Raw genomic sequence first — 24,403 nt, 5'->3', positions numbered from 1 at the left:
TCGCGCGACCCCGCGATGACCGACGTCGCACGACTCGCCGGGGTGTCCCACCAGACGGTCTCGCGCGTTCTCAACAACCACCCCAACGTCCGCGAGCAGACCCGGCTGCGGGTGCAGGCCGCGATCAAGGAGCTCGACTACCGGCCCAACCGCGCGGCCCGCGCGCTGGTCACCGGCAAGACGCAGCTCATCGGCGTGGTGGCGCAGAACTCGACGCTGTACGGCCCGGCCTCGCTGCTGTCCGCCTTCGAGGAGGCGGCGGGCCAGGCCGGGTTCGCGGTGAGCGTCGGCCGGGTCAAGGTGCTCGACCGCGAGTCCATCTCCGCGGCCGTCGAACGCCACCGCGACCAGCGCGTGGCCGGCATCGTGGTGATCGCGCCGAACTCCGGTGCCGCCGACGCGCTGGCGGACGTGCCCGCCGGCGTGCCGCTGGTGACGGTGGACGGCGACCCCGACCGCGCGACGCCGCTGGTCACGGTCGACCAGGCGGCCGGTGCGTTCGAGGCCACCACCCACCTGCTGCAGGCGGGCCACAGCACGGTGTGGCACGTGTCCGGTCCCGCCGACTGGTTCGACGCGGCCGGTCGCGTGCAGGGCTGGCGGCGTGCGCTGGAGTCGGTGGACGCCGAGGTGCCGCCGGTGGTGACGGCCGACTGGAGCGCGGCGTCGGGGTACCGCGCGGGTCAGATGCTCGCGCGGATGCCCGAGGTGACGGCGGTGTTCTGCTCCAACGACCACTTGGCCCTCGGCCTGCTGCGGGCGCTGAGCGAACGGGGCCGGCGGGTGCCGCACGACGTGAGCGTGGTCGGGTTCGACGACGTGCCGGAAGCGGCCTACTTCATCCCGCCGCTCACGACCGTCCGCCCGGACTTCGCCGCGGTGGCACGGGAAACCCTCGGTCTGCTGCTGGAGCAGGTGAGCGACGGCGAGACCGCCCGCCCGCGCCGCACGGTGGCCCCTTACTTGGTGACCAGGGACAGCGTGTCCCCACCCGCCTGACCCCCGCTGCTTCCCGCACGCGGGGACCTTTCGTTCACCAGGAGAGTACGAAAGCTCCCCGCGTGCGGTGGACAGCGCGTGTGACGAGATGTGAGGACCGCCCGCCGGTGGCACACCGGTGGGCGTTTTGTCGTGCGCTCACGGCGGTGGACATCGGTGTTCTTGCTGGGAAATCACGATGTTCGCGGCGCATCTTGACGGCGTGATTGTTAGCGATAACACTCAGGCCGTGACTGACATGACGATCGACCGCGACGCGTGCGTGGTGGGTGTCGACTTCGGCACGCTGTCCGGCCGCGCCGTGGTCGTGCGCGTCCATGACGGCGCCGAGCTCGGCACCGCCGTCCACGAGTACCGCCACGGGGTCGTGGACCAGGTCCTGCCCGCGACCGGCCGTCCGCTGCCGCCGGAGTGGGCCCTGCAGGTCCCGGCCGACTACCTCGACGTGCTGCGCACCGCCGTCCCACAGGCGGTCGAGGCGGCCGGGATCTCGCCGTCCCAGGTGGTCGGGATCGGCACCGACTTCACGGCCTGCACGATGGTGCCGGTCACCGCGGACGGCACACCGCTGTGCGACCTGCCGGAGTTCGCCGGGAACCCGCACGCCTACGTGAAGCTGTGGCGCCACCACGCCGCCCAGGGCCAGGCCGACCGGATCAACGAGCTGGCCCGCACCCGCGGCGAGGCGTGGCTGCCGCGCTACGGCGGCCTGATCTCCTCGGAGTGGGAGTTCGCCAAGGGCCTGCAGGTGCTGGAGGAGGCACCCGAGGTCTACGCGGCGATGGAGCACTGGGTCGAGGCCGCCGACTGGATCACCTGGCAGCTCTGCGGCACCTACACGCGCAACGCCTGCACCGCCGGGTACAAGGGCATCCTCCAGGACGGCGCCTACCCCGGCGAGGACTTCCTCGCCGAGCTCAACCTCGACTTCGCCGGGTTCGTCGCCGACAAGCTCGACCACCCGCTCTCGGCGCTCGGCGACCGCGCGGGCGGGCTCAGCGCCAGGGCCGCGGAGTGGACCGGGCTGCCCGAGGGCATCGCCGTCGCGGTCGGCAACGTCGACGCGCACGTCACCGCACCGGCCGCCCAGGCCGTCGAGCCCGGCCAGATGGTCGCGATCATGGGCACCTCCACCTGCCACGTGATGAGCGGCGCCGTGCTGCGCGACGTGCCGGGCATGTGCGGTGTGGTCGACGGCGGCATCATTCCGGGGCTGTGGGGCTACGAGGCCGGGCAGAGCGGTGTCGGCGACATCTTCGCGTGGTTCCTGCGCAGCAGCGTCCCGCCGGCCTACCACGAGCAGGCCGCCGAACGCGGCATCACCGTGCACGAGCTGCTGACCGAGCTGGCCGCCGGCCAGGCGGTGGGGGAGCACGGGCTCATCGCGCTCGACTGGCACAGCGGCAACCGGTCCGTGCTCGTCGACCACGAGCTGTCCGGCGTGATCATCGGCCAGACCCTCGCCACCAGGGCCGAGGACGCCTACCGCGCGCTGCTGGAGGCGACCGCGTTCGGCACGCGGGTCATCATCGACGCCTTCACCGACTCCGGTGTGCCGGTGACCGAGCTCGTGATCGCGGGCGGACTGGTCAAGAACGAGCTGCTGATGCAGATCTACGCCGACGTCGTGAACCTGCCGCTGTCGGTGATCGGCTCGGCACAGGGCCCCGCGCTCGGCTCCGCGATGCACGCCGCCGTCGCCGCGGGCGCCCACCCGGACATCCGCAAGGCCGCCGCCGCGATGGGTTCCGTGCGGCGCAACGTCTTCACGCCCGTACCGGAGAACGTCGAGGCGTACGAACGGCTCTTCCTCGACTACCTGGAGCTGCACGACTACTTCGGCCGCGGTGCCAACGATGTCATGCACCGGCTGCGCCAGTACCGCCGCGACGCACTGGAGGGGAAGAGCTGATGTCCGCCACGGCAGAGCTGCGCCGCACGGTCGCCGAGCTGCACCGCGAGCTGACCCGCTACGGGCTGGTGAGCTGGACGGCCGGAAACATCTCGGCCCGTGTGCCCGACCAGGACCTGATGGTCATCAAGCCGTCCGGGGTGTCCTACGACGACCTGGGCCCGCACGCGATGGTCGTGACCGACCTGCACGGCACCCTTGTCCAGGGCGAGCTCGCACCGTCCTCCGACACCGCCGCGCACGCCTACGTGTACCGGCACATGCCGCACGTCGGCGGTGTCGTGCACACGCATTCCCCTTACGCGACGGCGTGGGCGGCGCGCGGGGAGCCCATCCCGTGCGTGCTCACGATGATCGCCGACGAGTTCGGCGGCGACATCCCGGTCGGGCCGTTCGCGCTGATCGGCGACGACTCCATCGGCCAGGGCATCGTGGAGACCCTGAGCGCCAGCCGGTCGAAGGCCGTGCTGATGCGCAACCACGGCCCGTTCACGATCGGCGAGACGGCACGCGCCGCGGTGAAGGCCGCCGTGCTGCTGGAGGACGTCGCCCGCACCGTCCACTTCGCACTCCAGCTCGGCAAGCCCGACGTGATCGAGCAGGAACACGTCGACCGGCTCTACGAGCGCTACCAGAACGTCTACGGCCAGTGAGCCCAGAAGGAGAGCACATGCCGGACAAGCCCCAGATCTGGTTCCTCACCGGCAGCCAGCACCTCTACGGCCCCGAGACGCTCGACCAGGTGGCCGCGCAGTCGCAGCAGATCCAGCGGATGCTGAGCGACTCCGGCAAGATCAGCGCGGAGATCGTGTGGAAGCCGGTGCTCACCGACTCCGGTGCGATCCGCGCGGTCATGCAGGAGGCGAACAACGACCCGTCGTGCGTCGGGATCATCGCCTGGATGCACACCTTCTCGCCGGCGAAGATGTGGATCACCGGCCTGGACCTGCTGCGCAAGCCGTTGCTGCACCTGCACACGCAGCTCAACGAGGCGTTGCCGTGGTCCACCATCGACATGGACTTCATGAACCTCAACCAGGCAGCGCACGGCGACCGCGAGTTCGCCTACGTGCAGACCAGGATCGGGGTGGCCCGCAAGACCGTGGCCGGGCACGCGAGCGATCCCGTTGTCGCACAGCGGATCGACGGCTGGGCACGGGCGGCGGCCGGTAGCGCGCACATGCGCAACCTGCGGCTGGCGCGGTTCGGCGACAACATGCGCGACGTCGCCGTGACCGAGGGCGACAAGGTCGAGGCGGAGCTGCGGTTCGGCGTCTCGGTCAACACCTACGGCGTCAACGACCTCGTCGCCGTGGTCGACGCGGTGGCCGACGCCGACGTCGACCTGCTCGTCACCGACTACGCCGAGGCGTACCGGCTGGCACCGGAGCTGGCGCGCGGGGGAGAGCGGCACGACTCGCTGCGCTACGCCGCCCGCATCGAGATCGGCCTGCGGTCCTTCCTCGACGACGGCGGGTTCGGCGCGTTCACCACGAACTTCCAGGACCTGGGCGGGCTGCGGCAGCTGCCGGGGCTCGCGGTGCAGCGGCTGATGGCCGACGGCTACGGCTTCGGCGGCGAGGGCGACTGGAAGACCTCGGCCCTGCTCGCCGCCGTGAAGGCGATGGGCACCGGCACCGGGCGCGGCACGTCGTTCATGGAGGACTACACCTACCACTTCGGGCCGGGTACGCCGAAGATCCTCGGCGCGCACATGCTGGAGGTCTGCCCGACGATCGCCACCGCGCAGCCGTCGTGCGAGATCCACCCGCTGGGCATCGGCGACCGGGAGGACCCGGTGCGGCTGGTGTTCGACGCGGCGACCGGGCCCGCTGTCGTGGTCGGCCTGGCCGACCTCGGCGACCGCTTCCGCCTGGTGGCCAACGAGGTCACCGTCGTGGAGCCGGACGAGCCGCTGCCGAAGCTGCCGGTGGCGCGCGCGGTGTGGCAGCCGGCGCCGTCGCTGTCGACGTCGGCGGAGTGCTGGCTCACCGCCGGCGGGCCGCACCACACCGTGATGACCCAGGCGGTCGGAGCGGAGGTGCTGCGGGACTTCGCCCAGATGGCGGCCACCGAGCTGGTGCTGATCGACGCGGACACCACGCCCGCCTCGTTCGTCGACCGGCTGCGCTGGAACCAGGCCTACCACCGCCTGGCCATGGGAATGAGCTGACGGGCGAGGAACTCCGCCAGCTGACGCCACATCGCGACGGGGTTGGAGTACATCGGCAGGTGCCCGCTGTGCGGGACCTCGGCGAGCTCCACCCCGTTCGCGTCCAGCCTCTGCAGGTAGGACAGGCCTGCGCACTGCTCGCCGTACAGGTACATCCGCGGGCAGGGCAGGGCCAGGAACTTCGCGATCAGGTCGCCGTGGTCGGCGAGCTCGACCATCGAGCGGAACACCCCGGCCACGGCACCGCGGCGGATCTTGTGCGGCAGACCCGCGGCGTACAGGCCGCTGCCGTAGTGCGACGCGTTGCGGGTGCGTTCGGCGAACCGGAAGAAGTGCTCGGCCGGGTCCGGTGCCATCAGCGCCTGTCGGCTCAGCAGGCAGTCCTCCGGTGCGAGCACGCCCTTGATGTTCACGAAGCTCAGCACCCGCCGCGGTAGCCGGTGCGCGAGCAGCAACCCGGTGAGCCCACCGGTGGAGTGCCCCACCAGGTGGAACCGGTCGATGCCCACGTGGTCGAGCACCGCGTGCGCGGCGTCCACCAGGAACGGGATGTCGACGGCGGTGAGGTCGGCGCACTCGGTGGCGCCGCTGCCCGGTGCGTCGTAGGCGAAGAACGCGCGCCCGGCGAAGTCGTGCCGCTGGGTGATGTCGAGGTAGTCCTCCTTGCTCGTGCCGAAGCCGTGCAGGAAGACGATCGGCGCGTCAACCCCTTCGCGGCGCACGGACGCCACCGCCAGGTCCACCCCGCGAACGCGCAGCGGGAGCTGTTCGTGCACGACGTTGTCTGCCGGCGGCATGGCGGTTCCCCGATCGTCGCAGGTGCGGTCTGCGCAACGAGCAGTGAGCATGCCATTGCACTGTGAACGCTCACAAGTGGTTGAACCCTTCACGACGGTGATCCGTATTCCGCTGTGCCGGCAGAAGAGCAGTCCACCACAGTCGTGAGGTTCGAATATGTCGAGAGCACATGCACGACCGGAACGGGGCAAGCGCCGGCTGATCGCGGGCATCGCGGTGGCGGGCACGCTGACGGCGGTCACGGCCGCCGTCGCCTTCGCGGCCACCGGGTCCGGTGACGGCAGCCAGTCGATCGCCTGCCCGCAGCCGGTCGTCCCGGCGGTCCCCGCACAGGCGCAGGCCGAGGTGCAGCGCGAGCTGGTCAACCTGGACAAGCAGATCGCCGAGGCGAACGAACGACTCCGCACCTCCGCGGGCCAGGGCGGCCCGAATTTCGTGCAGAACGCGATCCTCGGCCCCTTGGCGAGCAAGCGCGTCGCCGCGCTCAACCGGATCGAGACGGCGATCGGCCGCGTCGCCGACAAACCGGAGGGCCTGGAGCGGTTCGCGAGCTGCGGACTCGGCCAGGCACCCGCGGTCGGCCCGGCGCCCGTCACGACCACGCGGGCGAACGCGGGCAACGGCAACAACAACGGCGGCAACAACGGCGGGAACAACAACGGCGGCGGGAACAACGCGGCCGCCGGTGCGATCGCGTGCCCGGCACCGGCCGTGCCCGACGTGCCCGCCGCGGCACGGGCCGAAGTGGACCGCGAGCTCGCGAACCTCGACAGGCAGGTCGCCGAGGCGAACGAGCGGTTGCGCACCTCGGTGGGCCAGGGCGGCCCGAACTTCGTGCAGAACGCGATCCTGGGTCCGTTGGCGGACAAGCGGGTCGCGGCTCTCAACCGGATCGAGACGGCGATCGGCCGCGTGGCCGTGAAGCCGGAGGGCCTGGAGCGCTTCGCCACCTGTTCGCTCAGGTGACACCTCTCCTCGGGGGTGTGCGTCTCCGGGGGTCCTGTCGAACGGGTGCGGTCCCGTTCGACAGGACCTTGACGTCCCGTGAGCGGCCTCGGTGGTTGTTAGCGTGAACATCGCGCGTTCAACGCAGAACCGATGACCAGAACGCTCGCTCTGCTGGCCGCGTCCGCGGTCAGTCTGTCCACTGTGGCCGGTGCTGCTACCGCACCCGTTCCGCGCAGGTAGTCCACTCCGAACGGTCGGTTGAACCGGCGGGGCGAACCCCTGGGGTTGTCGATGGTTGAACGACAACAGGGGTTGTGGTGACGCGCAGGAGTCTGCTCGTGGTCTTGGCACTGCTCACCGGAGCGTGCACGGCGGAACCGCCCACAGCACCACCGCCCTCGCTCGTCAACGAGGAGACGATCTCCCAGGGCGTGCTGCACCACGTGCGGGACGTGCTCGACCCCAGGACGGTCGAGCTGGCCGACGGCACGACGGTGCGTGTGGCCCAGCTGGCGCCACCGGCGGACTGCTGGGCGGAGGCGGCGCTCGCGTTCGCGCGGACGACGCTGCTGGCCGGCGCGGTGCGGGTCGACTTCCTCAGCGGCGGCGTCAAGATCGTGCTGGCGGACGGCGCCGACTACGCGCAGCTCGCGGTGCGGCAGGGTGTGCTGCGGGCCCAGGACGTGGACGGCGGCCCGCTGCCGGCCGCCGAGTCCCAGGCTGCGGCCGCAGACCTCGGCCTGTGGGGCGAGCCGTGCAATGGGCTCGACCTCGTCCCCGGCCCCGGACCGGTACCGGTGCCGCCTCTCCCGGCGCCGGTACCGCCCCCTCCGCCCGCGCCGGCCACGACACCGGCACCCACCGCGGTCGTGCCGCCGCGTCCGGCCCCGGCACCGACGACGACGGTCCCGCCGCGACCACCTGCCCGGGTCTGCGCCGTCGCCTACCGGGTCACCGGCCAGTGGCCCGGCGGGTTCCAGGCCGGCGTGACCGTGCGCAACACCGGCACCCGGCCGGTCAACGGCTGGACGCTGCGGTGGACGTTCGGCAGCGGGGAGTCCGTGACGGGCATGTGGAACGCGACCGCGCGCCAGTCCGGTTCCACCGTGCACGCCGCCAACGCGAGCTACAACGCGCAGCTCCCGGCCGGCGGCACGGTCGTCATCGGCTTCACCGGCTCCACCCGCGGCGGTACCCCCGTTCCCGGCGCTTTCACGCTGAACGGCGAGAACTGCACCGCGGAGTAGGCCGTCAGGCGCTCTCGCGCACCACCAGGGTGGAGGGGTAGAAAGTGGCGGTGCCCGTGTCGTGGCGGTCGAGCACGGTCTGTGCCGCTGCCGCCGCGATCTGCTCCACCGGGTGCGTCGAAGTGGTGAGCGCCGGGCGGCTCAGGCACGCGAAGGCGATGTCGTCGAACCCGGCGACCGCCACGTCGCCCGGCACCCGGACGCCGAGCGCGTGCAGTCCGTCGAGGACACCCAGCGCGGTGAGGTCGCTGAGCGCGAACACCGCGTCGGTGTCCGGCCAGCGCGCCATGATCTCGACGGCCGCCTCGGCACCGCGGGCGGCGGTGAAGTCGCCGGGGACGACCCTGGGTTCGCCGCCGCAGGCGTGCACCACCCGCCGGTAGGCCGCCACGGCCCGGTCCCCGCACGGCAGCCACGACGGACCGGTGACCATCGCGATCCGCTGCCGGCCGGTGTTCGCCAGGTGCCGCACGACGCCCTCGGTGCCGGTGCGGTTGTCGACGTCGAACGACGGCACGTGCCGCGTGCCGACCCCGATCGCGGCGACCCGGCCGCGCAGGGACCGCGGCACCGCGTTGAGCGCGGACTGCGTCGGGTTCACCACGAGCAGCCCGCCCAGCCCGCGGGTCTCGGCGAGCCGCGCGAGCGACGCCGGGTCGTGCAGGGGCAGCCAGTGCAGGGACACGCCGACCTCGCGTTCGGCGGCGGTGTGCGCGGCGGTGGTGAGGACCCGGCCGACGTACGGGTCGTCGAGCACGGCGGCGGTGTGGCCGATGACCGCGATGGCGAGCCGGGTCCCGCTGCGGCTGGCCAGTGCGCGGGCGGCGGCGTCGGGCACGTAGCCCAGCATCGCCACGGCGGCGGCCACCCGGTCGCGCGCCTGCCGGGAGGCGGCGCCCTGCCCGGTGACCACGCGGGAGGCGGTGGCCCTGGACACGCCGGCGGCGCGGGCCACGTCGTCCAGTGTCGGGGTGTGTTGTCCCGTCATCTCCGCAGTATTGCGGTGGAAGCGCTTCCACGTGTGGGGTGTGGCTTTGTGGATCGAGAAAGGAGAACCGGATGACGCTCACGGTGACACGCGGGCAGGTCCGCGCGGCTGCAGCGGGGGTCGCGGTGACGTTCGGGCTCAACGGCGTGGCCGTGGCGACCTGGTTCGCCCGCGTGCCCGTCGCCCGCGAGGCGCTCGGGCTGACCGCGGGTGCGCTCGGACTGCTGCTGTTGTCGATGTCGGCGGGCGCGTTCCTCGCGATGCTCACGGCGGGGGAGGTGACCCACCGGCTCGGCCCGCGGCGGACCGTGGTGCTGTCGGCGGCCGTGGTGAGCACCGGCCTCGCGGTGGCGGGTGCGGGAATCGGGGCGGTCCCGTCGGTCGCGCTGACGGCGATCGGGATCTTCGTGCTCGGCTACGGCTCGGGCACCTGCGACGTCGCGATGAACGTCGAGGCCGCCGAGGTGGAACGCGCGCTGGGCAAGACGGTGATGCCCCGGTTCCACGCGATGTGGAGCCTTGGCACCGTGGCCGCGGCCGGTCTCGCGTCCCTGGTGGCGTGGCTGCTGCTGCCGGTGACCGCGCACCTGCTCGTGGTGGCGGCGGTCGTCGCGGCCGGCACCCTGCTGGCAGCGCGGACCTACCGCTTCGCGGGCGAGCCAGAGCACGGCACCGGCAGCGGCGTCCTGGCCGCGTGGCGCGAACCCCGCACGCTGCTGGTCGGCGCACTGGTGCTGGTGCTCGCGTTCACCGAGGGCACGGCCAACGACTGGGTCGCGGTGGCGTTCGTCGACGGCTACGACTTCGACCCCGGCACCGGCGCGCTGGTGTTCGGCGTGTTCGTGACGACCATGACCGCGGGCCGGATCGCCGGCACCGTCGCGCTCGACCGGTGGGGCCGCGTGCCGGTGCTCGTCGTGACGATGCTGCTCGCCGCGGCCGGCGTGACCCTGGCGGTGTTCGCCGGCTCACCCGGGTTGGCCATCGCCGGTGTCGCGGTGTGGGGGCTGGGCACCGCGCTCGGGTTCCCGGTCGGCATGAGCGCCGCGGCCGACGACCCGGCGCACGCGGCGGCCAGGGTCAGCGTGGTCGCGGTGATCGGCTACACGGCGTTCCTCGCGGGTCCGCCGCTCGTCGGGTTCCTCGGCGACCACGTCGGGGTGCTGCGCGGGTTGCTGGTCGTGCCGCTGTTGCTGCTGCCCGCGCTGGCTTTCGTGCCCGCGCTGCGACCGCTGCCGCAGTCAGTCCCGGAGGAAGTCAGCCGCTAAGCACCAGCCAGAAGTCTCGCCCGCCCCCTTCCCCTCCTTGCAGACGCCAGTGGAGCAAGGTCGGGAATGCGGGGCGCTGAAGGCGCAACAGCTGGCAACCTGCTTGGACGAGCAACCGCGCAGAGCCCGTCCCGCCGCTGCCTGGCACCGGTGGGACGGGCTCCTTGCTGTGCGGCACATTCCTCCGGGGCAAATGCGGTTCGACGACATTCGATTCGAAGGAACGTCGAACGCCCCACCTCTTCGTCGAATGAATTCACTTCGTTGACGTGCGCCGGAAACGAGCGCAATACTCGCTTCACGCTTGTGTACGTCGTTCAAGAATGTGAATCAGTCGATCGAGAGGGCATTCCCCGATGCGGCTTTTCGTTGGTGCGGTGGTTGTGGCGTGCCTGGGTACCGGGGTGGTGGGCGTGCCCGCGCAGGCCGGCCACGACCCGGCCCGGCAGGTGTTGCCCGCCGGTGACGGCTGGGCGTCCAGCGGGCCCGGCACGACCGGTGGTGCCGCGGCACCCGCCGGTCACGTGCACGAGGTGCGCACGCGGGCGGAGCTCGTCGCGGCGCTCGCGGCACCCGCGCCGCGGATCGTCAAGGTCAGGGGCGTGATCGACGCCAACACCGGTGCGGACGGAAAACCGTTGCGCTGCACCGATTACGAGACCGGCGGCTACACGCGGGCCGGGTACCTCGCCGCCTACGACCCGGCGGTGTGGGGCTGGGAGCGCGAGCCGGAGGGACCGCTGGAGGACGCGCGGGTCGCGTCGGCCAAGCGGCAGGAGGCGGCCATCGCGCTCGACGTCGGCTCCGACACCACGATCATCGGCGTCGGGCGCGGCGCCGGGATCACCGGTGGCAGCCTGCGGATCCACGGGGTGCGCAACGTGGTCGTGCGCAACCTGACCTTCCGCGACACCCACGACTGCTTCCCGCAGTGGGACCCGACCGACACCAGCCCCGGCGCGTCCCCCGGCAACTGGAACTCGCTCTACGACTCGGTGTCGCTGCAGCGGTCCGAGCACGTGTGGGTGGACCACAACACGTTCACCGACGAGCCGAACCTCGACAGCGCCGCTCCGCTCCACTTCGGACGGCCCTACCAGGTGCACGACGGGCAGCTCGACATCACCACCGGCAGCGACCTGGTCACGGTGTCCCGCAACGTGTTCGCCGACCACGGCAAGACGATGCTGATCGGCTCGTCGAACACCTCCACCACCGATCCCGGCAAGCTGCGCGTCTCGGTGCACCACAACGTGTTCCGCAACGTCCAGGAACGCGCGCCCCGCGTCCGGTTCGGGCAGGTGCACGTCTACAACAACCTCTACGAGGGCGAGCAGGTCTACAGCTGGGGCGTGGGCGTGCGGTCACAGCTGTACGCGCAGAACAACTTCATCCGCGGCATCGCGCCGGAGGAGGTCGTTTACAACTGGGGCGGCACCGCGCTCACCGACACCGGCAACCTGGTCGACGGCCGGCCCGTCAGCCTGGTGGCCGCGCACAACGCCGCGTTCCCGGACAAGCAGCTCGGCACCGACGCCGGCTGGACCCCGGCGCTGAACCGCGGCCTCGAACCCGCGCACCGGGTCCGGCACCTCAGGGCCGGCGCCCAGCCGGCGGGGCACCACCTCGTCGTCGGCCAGGGCTTCGCGACCGTGCAGGCCGCGATCGACGCGGCACCGGCGGGCGGTGTGGTCACCCTGCCCCAGGGCGTCTACCGCGAGGTCGTCAAGGTTCCCGCCACCAAGCGCGGCCTGACCCTGCGCGGCGCCACCGGACGTGCCCAGGACGTGGTGGTCGACTTCGACAACGCCAGCGGCACCAAGAAACCCGACGGCACCACCTACGGCACGACCGGCAGCGCCACCGCCACCATCGCCGCCGACGACTTCACCGCGCGCGACCTCACCTTCAGCAACTCCTTCGACCGCGCGAAGCACCCGGAGATCACGGCCACCCAGGCCGTGGCGGTCAAGGCCACCGGCGACCGGATGCTGTTCGACCGCGTCCACTTCCTGGGCCACCAGGACACGCTCTACGCCGACACCGCCGCCGTGGGCACGAAGGCGCGGCAGTACTACCGGGACTGCGCGATCACCGGCGACGTCGACTTCCTGTTCGGCCGCGCCACCGCGGTCTTCGAACGCGCCACCATCACCGCGCTGAACCGCGGCGGCGACCCGAACGGCTACGTCACCGCCGCCAGCACCCGCCGCGACAACCCGTACGGCTTCCTCGTGGTCGACTCGAAGATCCGCAGCGACGCCCCGGCCGGCACCTACTACCTCGGCCGCCCGTGGCACCCCAGCGGCGACCCGGACGCGATCGCCCAGGTCGTCATCCGCAACACCGAGCTGCCCGCCGCGATCAAGCGCACGCCGTGGACGGACATGTCCGGCTTCCCGTGGCGCGGCGCGCGGTTCGCCGAGTACCGCAACACCGGCCCCGGCGCGGGCACCGGTGCCGACCGGCCGCAGCTCACCGACGACCAGGCGCGGCAGTACACGAAGAGCGCCTACCTCGGCGGGTGGAACCCCGCGTGAGGACCCGCACCTGGGCGCCCTACGCCCTGATCGCCCCGACGCTCGTGCTGATGCTCGTGTTCCTGGTCTACCCGATCGCGAGCGTCGGGTGGTTCAGCCTGCGCCAGCACACCGTCACCCAGCCGTGGAAGAACGGCTTCATCGGCTTCGAGAACTTCCGCCGCATGCTGTTCGAGGACCAGCTGTTCTGGCAGAGCCTCGCCTTCAGCGCGAAGTGGGTGTTCGTCGAGGTCGGCCTGCAGCTGGTGCTGGGGCTGGTCCTCGCGCTGATCGTGAACGAGACGTTCGTCGGCCGTGCGCTGGCCCGCTCGCTGGTGTTCTCGCCGTGGGCGGTGTCCGGTGTGCTCACCACCGGCATCTGGATCCTGCTCTACAACCCCTCGACGGGCATCTTCCAGCAGCTCGCCCAGTGGGGCATCGGCGATCCCGGCACGTCCGTGCTCGGCGACCCGGCGACCGTGTTCCCCGCGACCGTCGTCACCGAGCTGTGGCGCGGGGTGCCGTTCTTCGCGATCCTGCTGCTCGCCGACCTGCAGACCATCCCGAACGACCTCTACGAGGCCGCCTCGGTCGACGGTGCCGGGCGGTGGCGGCGGTTCGTGAGCGTCACCCTGCCGCACCTGCGCGACGCGATCGTGCTCTCGACACTGCTGCGCGCGGTGTGGGAGTTCAACAACGTCGACCTGATCTACACGCTCACCGGTGGTGGCCCGGCGAACCAGACCACCACGCTGCCGCTGTACGTGGCGCGCAAGGCCGTCGACTCGCACGACTTCGGCTACGGCTCCGCGCTCACGATGGCCGGCTTCGTGATCCTGCTGTTCTTCTCCATCCTCTACCTGAGGCTGTCCAAGTTCGGGAGCCGGGCATGACCCAGACCCTCGTCCGCCCGGAGGTGGCCCTCGACCCGCCGCCACCACCGCCCAGGCGCCGCAGGCAGCGCGACCCGAGCCGCTACTTCCGGCTGCACCTCCCGCTGGTGCTCTACCTGCTGTTCACGCTGATCCCGTTCTACTGGATGCTCGTCTTCGCGTTCCGGCCCGCGGGGGAGACCGCACTGGTGCCGTGGCCGATCACGTTCGAGCACTTCGACACGGTGTGGAACGGCATCGGGTTCGGGTTGTTCTTCCAGAACAGCCTGATCATCGCCGTCGGCACCCTGGTCGTCGTCACGGTGTTCGCGCTCATGGGCGGCTACGCGCTGGCGCGGTTCAGGTTCCGCGGCCAGCGGGTGTTCCTCCTGGCACTGCTGTGCACGCAGTTCATCCCCGGCGCGATGCTGCTGATCCCGCTGTTCGTGATCTTCAAGGGCGCCGGCCTGCTCAACAGCCTCACCGGTCTGGTCATCGCCGACACGGCGTTCCAGCTGCCGCTCGCCCTGATCCTGATGAGCGGTTTCGTGCGCAACGTGCCGGTGGAGCTCGAAGAGGCCGCGATGGTCGACGGCTGCACCCGGCTGCGTGCGTTCTTCGCGGTGACCCTGCCGCAGCTGCGCCCCGCACTCGTGGCCGTCGGGTCGTTCGCGTTCATCGGTGCCTGGAACAACTTCCTGTTCGCGCTGATGTTCGCGAGCAAGCAGGACAAGTTCACGCTGCCGGTCGGGTTGAGCTACGCGCTCGGCGAGTTCAACACCGACTTCGGTGCGCTCGCGGCGGGTGGCGTCATCGCCGCGGTGCCGGTCGTTCTGGTCTTCGCCGTGGTGCAGCGGTTCCTGGTGCAGGGACTGAGTGCCGGCGCAGTGAAGGGATAGAGGAGAGAGATGAGAGCACTGCTGGTCGCGCTGGCACTCCTGCTCGGCGCGTGTGCCGGAGCCCAGGACGACAAGACGACGATCACCTTCTGGGACAACAACGGCGGTCCCGGCCGCACGCCCATCTACCAGGAGCTGATCAAGCGCTTCGAGGCCGCGAACCCGGACGTCGAGGTCGAGTACGTCGGCATCCCCAGCTCGTCGGTGCAGCAGAAGTACGACACGGCCATCGCCGGCGGCTCCACACCGGACGTCGGCGGTGTCACCACGTCCTACCTCGCGCACCTCGCGGGGCAGGACGCGCTGGAGCCGGTCGACGAGCGGCTGGAGGGCAGCTCGCTCAAGGGCAAGCTGATCCCGGGGCTGCTGGAGACCGTGCGGCAGACGTCGTCGGACGGCAAGCTCTACGCCGTTCCCGCGTCGGGCAACATGGACGTCGTCTGGTACCGGTCGGACCGGTTCGAGGAGAAGGGGATCACCGAGCCGGTCACCTGGGACGAGCTCGTGCAGGCCGCCACCGAGCTCACCGACCCGGCGGCCAACCAGTACGGGTTCACCATCCGCGGCGGCGCCGGGTCCGTCTTCCAGCTGCTGTCCGAGGCCTACTCCTACTCCGGTGTCGAGAAGTTCTACGACGGCGGGAAGAGCACGGTGGCCGACCCGCGCAACGCCGAGCTCGTGCGCAAGGTCGCCGACCTCTACAAGAAGGCGACGCCGGAGGCCGACGTCAACAACAACTACACGCAGATGGTCGCCCAGTTCACCGGTGGCACGGTCGCGATGATGCACCACAACCTCGGGTCGACCGCGGACGTCATGAAGACGCTCGGGCCGGAGCGAGTCGCCGCGATGCCGCTGCCGAAGGGGCCCTCGGGCAAGCGGACCGTGGTGCCGAACCCGACCGACGGGTTCGCGGTGTTCAAGGGCGGCAAGAACACCGACGCCGCGTGGCGGTTCGTCGAGTTCCTGGTGTCCGCGGAGAGCAACGGCTACTGGAACGAGAAGGTCGGGCAGATCCCGGCGAACACCGACGTGCGCGGCGCCGAGTGGATTCAGAAGAACCCGGCCGTGAAGATGGCGCTCGGCGTGCTGGAGGACCCGGCGACCGTCCTCGTGCCGGCACCGGTGCACCTGCCGGAGTACTCCTCGATCACCAAGACCGACACCGAGCCGCTGTACCAGAAGGTGCTGCTCGGCCAGATGCCCGCGCAGGAGTTCCTCGACCAGCTCGCCGCCAAGCTGACGACCGCCCAGCAGGACTGGGAGAAGCGCAAATGATCGACCGGGTCGCGGTGCGGACGTTCACGACGACCGCGTGCACGTCCGTCGACGCGGAGGGGCACCGGCACCCGGCGCCCGAGCACGAGGTGACCGAGGCGCTGCTGGAGATCACCGACACCGACGGCGTGACCGGGTACTGCCAGGTGCAGCCGGACCAGCTGCGCCCGGCGGTGCTCGACAAGCACGTGCGGCCGGTGCTGCTCGGGCAGGACCCGTGGGACCGCGAGAAGCTGTGGCGGTTGCTGGCCCGGCGGCAACGCGGCGCGCACGGCGGGTTCACCGACCGGGCGCTCGGGTTCGTCGACCAGGCGCTGTGGGACCTGGTGGCACGGCGGGCGGAGCTGCCGGCGTGGCGGCTGGCCGGTGGCGCCCGCGACCGGGTGCCCGCCTACGCCAGCACGATGTGCGGTGACACCGGCGGCCTCGCGACGCCGGGCGACTACGCCGACTTCGCAAAACAGCTCGTGGCGACCGGGTACCGGGCGATCAAGCTGCACACGTGGATGCCGCCGGTACCGGGTGCGCCGAGCGTCGCGCGGGACGTCGAGGCGTGCCGGGCGGTGCGGGAGGCCGTGGGACCGGACGTCGAGCTGATGCTCGACGCGAGCCACTGGTACTCGCGCACCGAGGCGCTCAAGCTCGGCAGGGCGTTGGAGGAGCTGGACTTCTACTGGTTCGAGGAACCGATGGAGGAGGCCTCGATCAGCTCCTACCGCTGGCTCTCAGAGCAGCTGGCGATCCCGGTGATCGGCCCGGAGGTCGCCTGGGGCAAGCACCTCACCCGCGCCGAGTGGATCACGGCCGGCGCGTGCGACGTGCTGCGCGCGGGCCCGGCCGGGTCCGGTGGCATCACGCCGGTGCTCAAGACCGTGCACCTGGCAGAGGCGTTCAACATGGACTGCGAGGTGCACGGCAACGGCAGCGCGAGCCTGACCGTGCTCGGTGCCACCGACGCGGGCCGGTGGTACGAACGCGGCCTGCTGCACCCGCACGTGGACTTCGACCGGGTGCCACCGCACCGCAACTCCATTCCCGACCCACTCGACGAGGACGGCACGGTCGCGTTGTCCGCGTTACCGGGAATCGGTGACGACTGGAATTCGGAGTACATCGGAGTTCACACCCTTGAAGTGTGGTGAGAAATCGGGGCCCCGGCATTTCGCCGGGGCCCCGATCCGTTAGCGGTAGGTCAGGTCGGATGCGGAGAAGAAGCAGTTCTTCCCGTCCGCGCCCGTACCGATCTTCTTCGGCTCACCGCTCGTCACGCCCTGGTACTTGTCGCAGATCGCGATCTTGCGGCTGCTGTCGCCGACGATCGTGATCCGGGAGAACCGGGCCGTGTCACCGTAGTTGGTGTTGATGCCGACGAGGGCCTTGCCTGGCGAGAACGCGGTGATGTTCTCCAGCACCACGTTCCGCTTGTGCTGCGTCTTGCAGTTGCCGCAGGACCGGTAGAGCTTGCCGAAGTCGTCCACCTGGAAGTTGCGGATGATCATCGTGCCCGGTCCGTTGTGCTGGAACACCTTGTCCGACGCCTTGCGCGCGCCGCCGCCGGTGATGGTCATGGTCTGCCCCGACGACGTGCCCTTGAACGTGGCAGCGTCCTCGCCGACGTCCTCCCACCACACGTTGGAGAGCGTGCAGGTGCCCAGGCAGTGGACCCCGTCCGCCGCCGGCGCGCCGAGCACGACGTTGCGCAGGGTCGCGCCGTCGGCCAGCTGGAAGATCGGGTCCTGACCCTCGCCCTGGCCACCGGAACCGAGGTTCCCGGTGCCGTAGAACCGCTGCATGCCACCGTCGTAGCCGCTGGACGAGACCTTGATCGTGGCACCCACGGCCTTCTGGCCCACCGGGGTGGGGAAAGTGCTGCCCGCTGCCTGTGCCTGAGGTGCGAGGAACGCGGCCAGTGCCGCGGCCAACACCATTGTTGCCAGTTTCTTCATGTGCGCTCCGCTTGAAGTGGATGCGCGGCGGTATTTTATATCGTAGAGCGGTGCTGTTTTCTGTCAACCGCATTCGAACGTTCGATTCGAACAACGTCGAAGAGGTTGACCGGATCGGGTACGACGCGGGAGTCCCGCGCAGCCCGTGGGGATCATAGGACAGTTGTCAACGTTGCCGAAGTGCGACAATCGATTGTCGTATCGAAGATCATCGGGGCGAATGGCTCGACTGTGCGGCGTTCCACGCTGTGGAACCCGATCTTGTGCAGATGACGGATGCTTCGTTAGATGGAGCTAATCGTACTGCGGACAGGCGTCGAGTTCGAATTCCCCGTGCTTGGAGCATCAGCGTGGATCGAAATGTCATGTCGATGGAGGATGTCCTCGAAAGGTCGGGAATGTCGTGTCCACTGATCGTGGTGGACACGCAAGTTCTCGACGTGAGCGAGTTCCTGCGCTGGCATCCAGGTGGCGAAGCGGTGTTGCTCGCGAATCTGGGACGAGACGCGTCCGTGGATTTTCACCACGTGTCGGCGCACGCACGTCCCGGCGTTCGGCACAAGGTGCGGCAGCTCGCCGTCGCCGAGGTCGACGACGTTCCGCCGCCCACCGCGTGGGCGCCCCTCGGTGAGCTGCTCGACCACATCAGGCTGGTGCGCAACTCCTTCGCCGTCCAGCACAGCGCGGGGAGGAACCCCGTTCACGACCTGATCTACCTCGGTCAGTCCTACCGCCACCTCCTGGACGACCACCTCCGAACCTTCGTCCAAGGGTTCTCCGCGCTGCTCGGGCGGACTGCGGATCCCGCGATGCTGCGGCGACTGGATGAGCTCTCAGCCGATGCCCAAGCCCGTGTGGAGGAATCGTTGGCGAAGGCCGACACAACCGCCACCGCGTCGTTGGCGCAATGGATTCAGCAACACTGCGTCGTCCTGTTGGACGATTTGATCGTTCGCACTTCCGTGGCCGTGCGTGCGCTCCGCACGTCTTGCACCGAATCAGCGGACCGCGTCGGGGAAGTCATGTCGGTGATCGAGGATTGGGTCTACAACAATGACGAGGTGGAACTCGATGATGCCTGAATCGGATTCGCTCGCCCAGCACATCGCCACCTGTTCCGCGGGTTCGGCCAGGAACCTGGACGGCGACATCACCGTCGACCACGGGTTCATGCCCCGGACGGTGGCCAGTTCGCCGTTGACCGGTCCGCATGCGGCTTGGGAACAGGTGGCCGCGCGGCTGCCGGAGCTCGCCTTCGCCCAGGACGCCCAAGCGATCATCGCGGACCTCCCGCTGCTGGCCGCAGGTCCGGACGACCTTCCTGACGACCAGGTCAAGCGGGCGGCGACCGTGCTGGGCCTGGTGGCTCACTCCTACTGGCGGTTCGGCGTCGCGCGCATGTACGTGTCCCGCAACCGCGACATCCCGGATCAGCTGCCCCCGGCGATCACACAGCCGTGGCAGCAGGTGTGCCACCGGCTCGGCCGGGACGGTGCGGGGCTCACCCTGGAGGACTGGGTGTTCAACAACGTCACCTTCAGCGATCCCGGCCTCATGGGACCTTCGGGTGAGTACCGGATCGAGGACGCGGTCATCGAGAACCTGCGTCCCTCGCTCCCGGTGTACGACAATCGCGCCGAGCAGGTGTTCACCTCGGCCTTCTTTGAGATCAACGCCGCGGCGACGCCGATGGTGGGGGAACTGTGCCGCTTGGAGCAGGTGGTGCGCGAGCACGGCCCGGACGCGCACGACGAGGTCTGCCGGGTCCTGCTGGTCGCGGCCGAGTGCGCCCGGCGGGCGACGAAGTCCTTCCGCCGGGTCAGCCCGCGCAGTGACAGCACGACCTTCTGCGACCCGGTCGACTGGGCCAAGACCCTCGTCACCTGGACGGTTCCACCGCCCGGCTACCCCACCGGACCGAGCGGCTCCGCCACACCGCTGGTGCACCTGTTCGACGCGTTGATCGGCCGCACGCAGTACGACTCGGCGCTCGGTGTGTTCGCCCAGGAACTGCGCGGCAGCCAACTTCCGCGGAAACACCGGTCGTTCTTCGACCTGGTCCGCGACCTCGGCCTGCGCGGGTACGTGGCAGGCCTGGCGGAGGTAGCGCCGGCACGGCACACCACGGCCGTGGAAGCGTTCAACGACGCCGTCTCCGCCTTCGCGGGCGACTCCGGCTTCCTGGGAGTGCACAAGGGAAAAGTGGTCAACTACCTCGGTGTGGGAACGATCGTGGGGCGAAACCAGTCGACCGCGCACGATCAGACCTTCATTGCGGACGCGACGTGGACCGAGATGGCCGGCAAACTGCAACACGCGCGGGACGAGCGCACAGGGCTCGCGATCTGACCCCGCCGGCAACGTCTCGCTGACCGCGCTCAGAAGAGGAACCGGTGACACACCGGCCTGCCCACCACACCTGGCGTGTGCCGTCCGTCCATGCTCAGCGACCACGGGTGATCAAGCAGGTGGTGGTGAGTCCTGCCCCGGTGCTGACGTGCAGGTGGTGCTCGTCCTTCCGCGGACCCGGGTGCTCGGCCAGGTTGGCCAGCATGTCGCCTGAACCGAGGTGTCCGGTCGCGTATCCCGTCCGGACGACTCGATCGGCCACACCAGCGGGCAGTCCGGTGCGGGCCAGGTGGCTCACCAACGTCTTGCCGAGCCGGGGGAGCAGCACGGAGCTGATGTCGTTCCAGTCCAGCCCGGCGTCCTCCAGCGCCTGCTCGGCGGCGTCGCGCACGTGGGCGGCGAACGCGTGCAGCGCCTGCCTGCTGGGTGAGCCGGCCGTGCGGGCGGCACCCGGTTCGAAGGGATCGGAGGTGGGGAAGTGCAGTTCCATCCCGGCATCGCCCGCTGTCGTGATGGATTCGACCACCTGCGGGCCGGGGCCTCTGGTCAGCACGACGGCGGTGGCACCGTCGCCGAGCGGTGGCACCGAAAGCCACCTGTCGTAGGGCAGGCTGCTGAAGTTGTCCGCTGTGGTCACGAGTGCGGAGGCTGCGCGAGGCTCCGCGAGGAGATGGGCGATGGCGGTCTGCATCGCGGCCGCACCACCGTTGGACATCTGTCGTATGCCGATCGCGGCGCAGCGCCGCGCGCCCAGCTCCCGTGCGACACGATGCGGGGGAGTCCACGTCTGCGGGCCCTGGTCGAACACCCAGGCGTGCACCAGCAGCCCTACTTCCGCTGCCGTCACCCCCGCGTGCTCCAGTGCGCGTTGTGCGGCGAGCCGGGCCATCCGGGGTGGTGCGATGTCCGCCACCGGGAGCCGGCCGATGAGCTCACCTTCGGAATCCGCCGCCGTCACCGAGCCCGCCGTCTGCGCTTCGGACGCCGAGTAGACCTCGTCGGGAAGCCACAGGGCGGTTCCCGCGATCGTGATCGCTCCCGCGACCCTCACCGCGCTGCGCCGTTCAGCAGGACGGGTACGCGCTCAGGGACCCGCGGACCGATACCACCGACCCACACCCACTCCTCGAACGGCAGCTCGAGCCGCAGATCGGGGAACCGGCTGAACAACCCGCGCAGAGCCGCGACCGCCTCGATGCGCGCGAGGTGACCGCCGGGACAGCGGTGCACTCCGCCGCCGAAGGAGAGGTGCCCCTGCCGGTTCCCGGCGTCCACCGCGCGGTTCGCGGCTGGGATCAGCACCAGGACCGCATCGCCTGGTGCGACGGAGTGGCCGTCGAGGTCCATCGGCTCGGTGGCGAACCGCCAGCCGGTGAAGGGGATGGGCGGTTGTTCGCGGAGCAGTGACTCGACCACGGCGTCAGCGTCGCCGTGCAGCAGTTCGGCACGCGCGTGGCTGTCGGCCTGGACCAGTGCGACGCCGCGGGAGATGAGCGCGATCACCGGGTCGGCGGCGGCGATCATCAGCAGCGCGAGGTTCGACATGGTCTCCCGCTTGCGCAGCCTGCCATCCCGCTGGGCGGCGAGCAGATCTCCCAGCAGGTCGTCGCGGCCTTCTTTCGACATGCCCTCGGCCAGTGCCCCGTTCAACGCCTGGACGAGCAGGGGATAAGCCGCCAGCATGTCCGGATCTGCCGGGTGTTGCGGCCCGAACAGCTTGCTGCCGTGGGTGACGATGGCTCGGGTGAAGTCCTCGCGCACCCCGAAGAGCTGTCCGATCACGTCCGTGACCAGGGGGACCGCGAAGTCCTCGACCAGTTCCGCCGTGCCGGCTCCGGCGATGGTGTCGAGCCGGTGGTGCACCAGCGTCTCGACCATCGGCCGTGCGGTGGTCAGCGCGGCACCGGACAGCCGCCTGCCGATGACGCGCCGGATGCGCACGTGGTCGTCGCCGTCGAGGTTCATGATCGTGCGACCACCCACGGAGGCGAAGTCGTCCGGCACGCGGCGGGAGCCGACGGGCTGGCCGTACCGCGCCACCCGCATCGGGTCCTTCACCAGCCGCGGGTCGCGCAGGGTCCGTTCGGCGAGGTCGCGTTCGGTGATCAACCACGCCGGCACCTCGCCGGGGAGCGAGATGCGGTGCACGGGGCCGCTGTCGGCGAGCTCGTCGAAGACCGCGGGATGAGGAGAGGTGGTGTAGTCGCTCGTGTGCAGCGGACAACGCACAGCTCGCGCTGTCATCGGGCGGACTCCTCGTCCTGCTCCGCGATCGCGGCTGCCAGTTCGCCGATGGTGCGCACGGTGACCAGTCGGTCGTCCGCCAGCTCGAAGCCCAGCACACCTTCGACGTGGATCAGACCGCGCAGCATCGCGAGAGAGCTCATGTTCGGCATCCCGACGAGCTCGACGTCCTCACCGAGGTCGGTGTCCTCGCGTTCGACTTCGAGCGCGTGCGTCAACGCGCTGCGGACGAGCTCCAGGTAGTCGGTTTCAGTGCGAGCCGTGTCGGCCATGGTTGAACTCCTTCGCAGGAAAGACTGGTTCCGCCTTGAGCGGACCGTCAGGATCCGGTCAGCTGGCGGAACAACCGCGAGGTGAGCCTGCGTTGCCACTTGCCACTGGTCGTGCGCGGCAACGTGTTGCGCGGCACCGCGTACACGTCGACCGAGCCGAGGTCCAGACGTGCTGACACAAGTCCTCGAACCTTGTCGCCCAGTTCGGCGCCGGCTGCCGGATCGGACGTCTCGAGCACCACGACGACGCGTTCTTCGTCGGTGTCGGCGAACGCGACACAGCGACCGAGCTCCGGTGGCAGCAGTGTGCGCGCGACGTCTTCGACGTCCTCGGCGTAGAAGTTGCGGCCCGCAACGATGATCATGTCCTTGCGCCTGCCGGTCACGTAGAGCTCACCGGCGATCCGCACGCCCAGGTCACCGGTCTGCAACCAGCCGTCGCGGAACGCCGTCGCGGTCGCGACGGGGTCGTCCCAGTACCCGGTCATCACCGAGGGCCCGCGCAGCACGATCTCGCCCACGGAGCCGTCCGCGACCTCCGTTCCGTCGTCGGCGAGCAGCTTCAGCTCCATGCCGGGCACGGGCCGGCCGACCGACACGAGTCCGATCCCGTCCGAGGAACCGTCCGGCACGCGAACGGCGACCCGTCGATCTCCGAGCGACGCGCGGTCGAGCCACAACGCCCGAGCGGGCGTACCCGGCTCCGGGCAGGCCACCGACAACGTCGCCTCCGCCATGCCGTACACGGGGAACAACACGCCGGGGGCGAGCCCAGCGGGGCGCAGCGCGGCCGAGAAGCGCTCGACCGTGCCGGGTTTCACGGGTTCGCCACCGTTGAGCGCCAGTCGCCACCTGCTCAGGTCGAGCCCGTCGAGCAGACCGTCGTCGTAGGCCGTGGCGATGCGGTCGTAGGCGAAGTTGGGACCACCGAACGCAGTGGCACCAGCGGCACTCATGTGTTCGATGACCTTGCGCGGCCTGCGGATGAAGTGCCACGGCGAGAACAGGTGCAGCTCGTAGCCCGACCACAGTCCGAAGAGGATCGTGATGAGACCGAAGTCGTGGAACACAGGTACCCACGACACGAAGATGTCCCCCGCGGCGACGCCGCTCGCGGACGCCGTCGACGCGAAGCAGGCGAGCACGGCCGAATGGGACAGCACGACGCCCTTCGGCCGGGAGGTGCTGCCCGACGTGAACTGGACGACGGCGGGGGACTCGGGTCGCGCGGAAGACGCGATCCTCGGCTTCGGCGCGCAGTCGCTGACCCGCACCACGCGCAACTCCGGATGGCGCGCGGCGAGTTGTTCGGCCACACCGATCTGGCTGTCCGTGACGACGACGTGGGTCAGCAGGCCCGCCACGGGACCGAGCGCGGCGGCGACGGACTCGGGAGGCGTCGGCATCGGTGGCACCGGCAGCACGGTGATCGCTCCGCCGGCGGCCCAGACACCGAACACGGCAGGCAGAAAACCCGGCTCGGTGCCGGACAGGACTCCGACGACGGAGCCCTCCTCGACACCGGCCCGCAGGAGCTCATCGGCCACGCCCCATGCCAGCGCGGGCACGTCCGCATGGCACTGCTGTTCACCGGTGGCGGGAAACCGGACGAGCACGCCACCGTGTTCGTCGTCGAGGTGGTCGATCAGTTCGGCGAGGGTGGTCGCGGCGGCACGGCCGTCATTGGGCAT

21 protein-coding genes are annotated in these 24,403 nt (G+C 70.3%); 14 read left to right on the top strand and 7 right to left on the bottom strand.

Annotation, left to right across the window (positions count from 1 at the left end):
• The first annotated feature begins 15 nt into the window (after positions 1-15).
• From ACZ7CD_RS18480 to araA, 4 genes are all read left to right on the top strand, one after another.
• Entirely contained in the window at positions 16-999 is a 984-nt protein-coding gene (locus ACZ7CD_RS18480) for a LacI family DNA-binding transcriptional regulator (protein ID WP_458434383.1), read from the top strand.
• Between the two features lie 238 nt (positions 1,000-1,237).
• Positions 1,238-2,911, top strand: coding sequence for a ribulokinase (gene araB, locus ACZ7CD_RS18475; protein WP_470379478.1), 1,674 nt, complete (start codon positions 1,238-1,240; stop codon positions 2,909-2,911).
• Positions 2,911-3,564, top strand: coding sequence for an L-ribulose-5-phosphate 4-epimerase (locus tag ACZ7CD_RS18470; protein WP_360389454.1), 654 nt, complete (start codon positions 2,911-2,913; stop codon positions 3,562-3,564). The genes araB and ACZ7CD_RS18470 overlap by 1 nt, the downstream gene beginning before the upstream one ends.
• Positions 3,565-3,581: 17 nt before the next feature.
• Positions 3,582-5,084, top strand: coding sequence for an L-arabinose isomerase (gene araA, locus ACZ7CD_RS18465; RefSeq protein WP_360389452.1), 1,503 nt, complete (start codon positions 3,582-3,584; stop codon positions 5,082-5,084).
• Here the strand turns inward: araA and ACZ7CD_RS18460 are convergent.
• Positions 5,054-5,881 carry an alpha/beta fold hydrolase gene (locus ACZ7CD_RS18460; RefSeq protein ID WP_470379325.1) on the bottom strand — a complete coding sequence of 276 codons (828 nt, stop codon included), beginning with the start codon at positions 5,879-5,881 and terminating at the stop codon, positions 5,054-5,056. The two genes, araA and ACZ7CD_RS18460, sit on opposite strands and share 31 nt — an antisense overlap.
• A gap of 157 nt (positions 5,882-6,038) precedes the next feature.
• Here ACZ7CD_RS18460 and ACZ7CD_RS18455 point away from each other — a divergent pair, with 157 nt between their 5' ends.
• Both ACZ7CD_RS18455 and ACZ7CD_RS18450 read left to right on the top strand, forming a co-directional pair.
• Complete coding sequence (locus ACZ7CD_RS18455) at positions 6,039-6,848, top strand: hypothetical protein (protein ID WP_470379324.1); 810 nt, start codon at positions 6,039-6,041, stop codon at positions 6,846-6,848.
• Between the two features lie 299 nt (positions 6,849-7,147).
• Positions 7,148-8,077, top strand: a complete 930-nt coding sequence (locus tag ACZ7CD_RS18450; RefSeq protein ID WP_470379323.1) for a cellulose binding domain-containing protein — start codon at positions 7,148-7,150, stop codon at positions 8,075-8,077.
• A gap of 4 nt (positions 8,078-8,081) precedes the next feature.
• On the opposite strand, the gene ACZ7CD_RS18445 is transcribed toward ACZ7CD_RS18450, so the two are convergent.
• Positions 8,082-9,065 (bottom strand): LacI family DNA-binding transcriptional regulator, encoded by a 984-nt coding sequence (locus ACZ7CD_RS18445; RefSeq protein WP_470379322.1) that lies wholly within the window; start codon positions 9,063-9,065, stop codon positions 8,082-8,084.
• Positions 9,066-9,136: 71 nt separating this feature from the next.
• Here ACZ7CD_RS18445 and ACZ7CD_RS18440 point away from each other — a divergent pair, with 71 nt between their 5' ends.
• From ACZ7CD_RS18440 to ACZ7CD_RS18415, 6 genes are all read left to right on the top strand, one after another.
• Positions 9,137-10,333, top strand: a complete 1,197-nt coding sequence (locus ACZ7CD_RS18440; protein ID WP_470370450.1) for an MFS transporter — start codon at positions 9,137-9,139, stop codon at positions 10,331-10,333.
• A gap of 356 nt (positions 10,334-10,689) precedes the next feature.
• Positions 10,690-12,873: a pectinesterase family protein gene (locus tag ACZ7CD_RS18435; RefSeq protein ID WP_470379321.1), complete on the top strand. Its 2,184-nt coding sequence runs from the start codon at positions 10,690-10,692 to the stop codon at positions 12,871-12,873.
• Positions 12,870-13,745, top strand: a complete 876-nt coding sequence (locus tag ACZ7CD_RS18430) for a carbohydrate ABC transporter permease (protein ID WP_360389432.1) — start codon at positions 12,870-12,872, stop codon at positions 13,743-13,745. The genes ACZ7CD_RS18435 and ACZ7CD_RS18430 overlap by 4 nt, the downstream gene beginning before the upstream one ends.
• Positions 13,742-14,623 (top strand): carbohydrate ABC transporter permease, encoded by an 882-nt coding sequence (locus tag ACZ7CD_RS18425; protein ID WP_470379320.1) that lies wholly within the window; start codon positions 13,742-13,744, stop codon positions 14,621-14,623. The genes ACZ7CD_RS18430 and ACZ7CD_RS18425 overlap by 4 nt, the downstream gene beginning before the upstream one ends.
• 9 nt (positions 14,624-14,632) lie before the next feature.
• Positions 14,633-15,901: an ABC transporter substrate-binding protein gene (locus ACZ7CD_RS18420; RefSeq protein WP_470379319.1), complete on the top strand. Its 1,269-nt coding sequence runs from the start codon at positions 14,633-14,635 to the stop codon at positions 15,899-15,901.
• Entirely contained in the window at positions 15,898-17,043 is a 1,146-nt protein-coding gene (locus ACZ7CD_RS18415) for an enolase C-terminal domain-like protein (protein ID WP_360389423.1), read from the top strand. Before ACZ7CD_RS18420 ends, ACZ7CD_RS18415 begins: the two co-directional genes overlap by 4 nt.
• A 39-nt stretch (positions 17,044-17,082) precedes the next feature.
• On the opposite strand, the gene ACZ7CD_RS18410 is transcribed toward ACZ7CD_RS18415, so the two are convergent.
• On the bottom strand, positions 17,083-17,847 hold the full coding sequence (locus tag ACZ7CD_RS18410) for a pectate lyase (protein ID WP_360389420.1): 765 nt from the start codon (positions 17,845-17,847) through the stop codon (positions 17,083-17,085).
• A 269-nt stretch (positions 17,848-18,116) separates the two neighbouring features.
• Here ACZ7CD_RS18410 and ACZ7CD_RS18405 point away from each other — a divergent pair, with 269 nt between their 5' ends.
• Both ACZ7CD_RS18405 and ACZ7CD_RS18400 read left to right on the top strand, forming a co-directional pair.
• Positions 18,117-18,929 carry a cytochrome b5-like heme/steroid binding domain-containing protein gene (locus ACZ7CD_RS18405; RefSeq protein ID WP_470379318.1) on the top strand — a complete coding sequence of 271 codons (813 nt, stop codon included), beginning with the start codon at positions 18,117-18,119 and terminating at the stop codon, positions 18,927-18,929.
• On the top strand, positions 18,922-20,196 hold the full coding sequence (locus tag ACZ7CD_RS18400; protein ID WP_470379317.1) for a PrnB family protein: 1,275 nt from the start codon (positions 18,922-18,924) through the stop codon (positions 20,194-20,196). Before ACZ7CD_RS18405 ends, ACZ7CD_RS18400 begins: the two co-directional genes overlap by 8 nt.
• A 94-nt stretch (positions 20,197-20,290) precedes the next feature.
• Here ACZ7CD_RS18400 and ACZ7CD_RS18395 read toward each other — a convergent pair whose 3' ends face one another.
• Genes ACZ7CD_RS18395 through ACZ7CD_RS18380 form a run of 4 tightly spaced genes read right to left on the bottom strand, consistent with a single transcriptional unit; the run spans position 20,291 to position 24,403 of the window.
• Positions 20,291-21,247 (bottom strand): ketoacyl-ACP synthase III family protein, encoded by a 957-nt coding sequence (locus tag ACZ7CD_RS18395; protein WP_458431823.1) that lies wholly within the window; start codon positions 21,245-21,247, stop codon positions 20,291-20,293.
• Positions 21,244-22,440 (bottom strand): cytochrome P450 family protein, encoded by a 1,197-nt coding sequence (locus ACZ7CD_RS18390; protein ID WP_360389408.1) that lies wholly within the window; start codon positions 22,438-22,440, stop codon positions 21,244-21,246. The genes ACZ7CD_RS18395 and ACZ7CD_RS18390 overlap by 4 nt, the downstream gene beginning before the upstream one ends.
• Complete coding sequence (locus ACZ7CD_RS18385) at positions 22,437-22,712, bottom strand: hypothetical protein (RefSeq protein ID WP_360389405.1); 276 nt, start codon at positions 22,710-22,712, stop codon at positions 22,437-22,439. The genes ACZ7CD_RS18390 and ACZ7CD_RS18385 overlap by 4 nt, the downstream gene beginning before the upstream one ends.
• 47 nt (positions 22,713-22,759) lie before the next feature.
• Positions 22,760-24,403, bottom strand: a complete 1,644-nt coding sequence (locus ACZ7CD_RS18380) for an AMP-binding protein (protein ID WP_470379316.1) — start codon at positions 24,401-24,403, stop codon at positions 22,760-22,762.

The organism is Lentzea sp. NPDC036949 (assembly GCF_055608075.1).
This window is presented reverse-complemented; position numbering and strand designations above follow the sequence as displayed.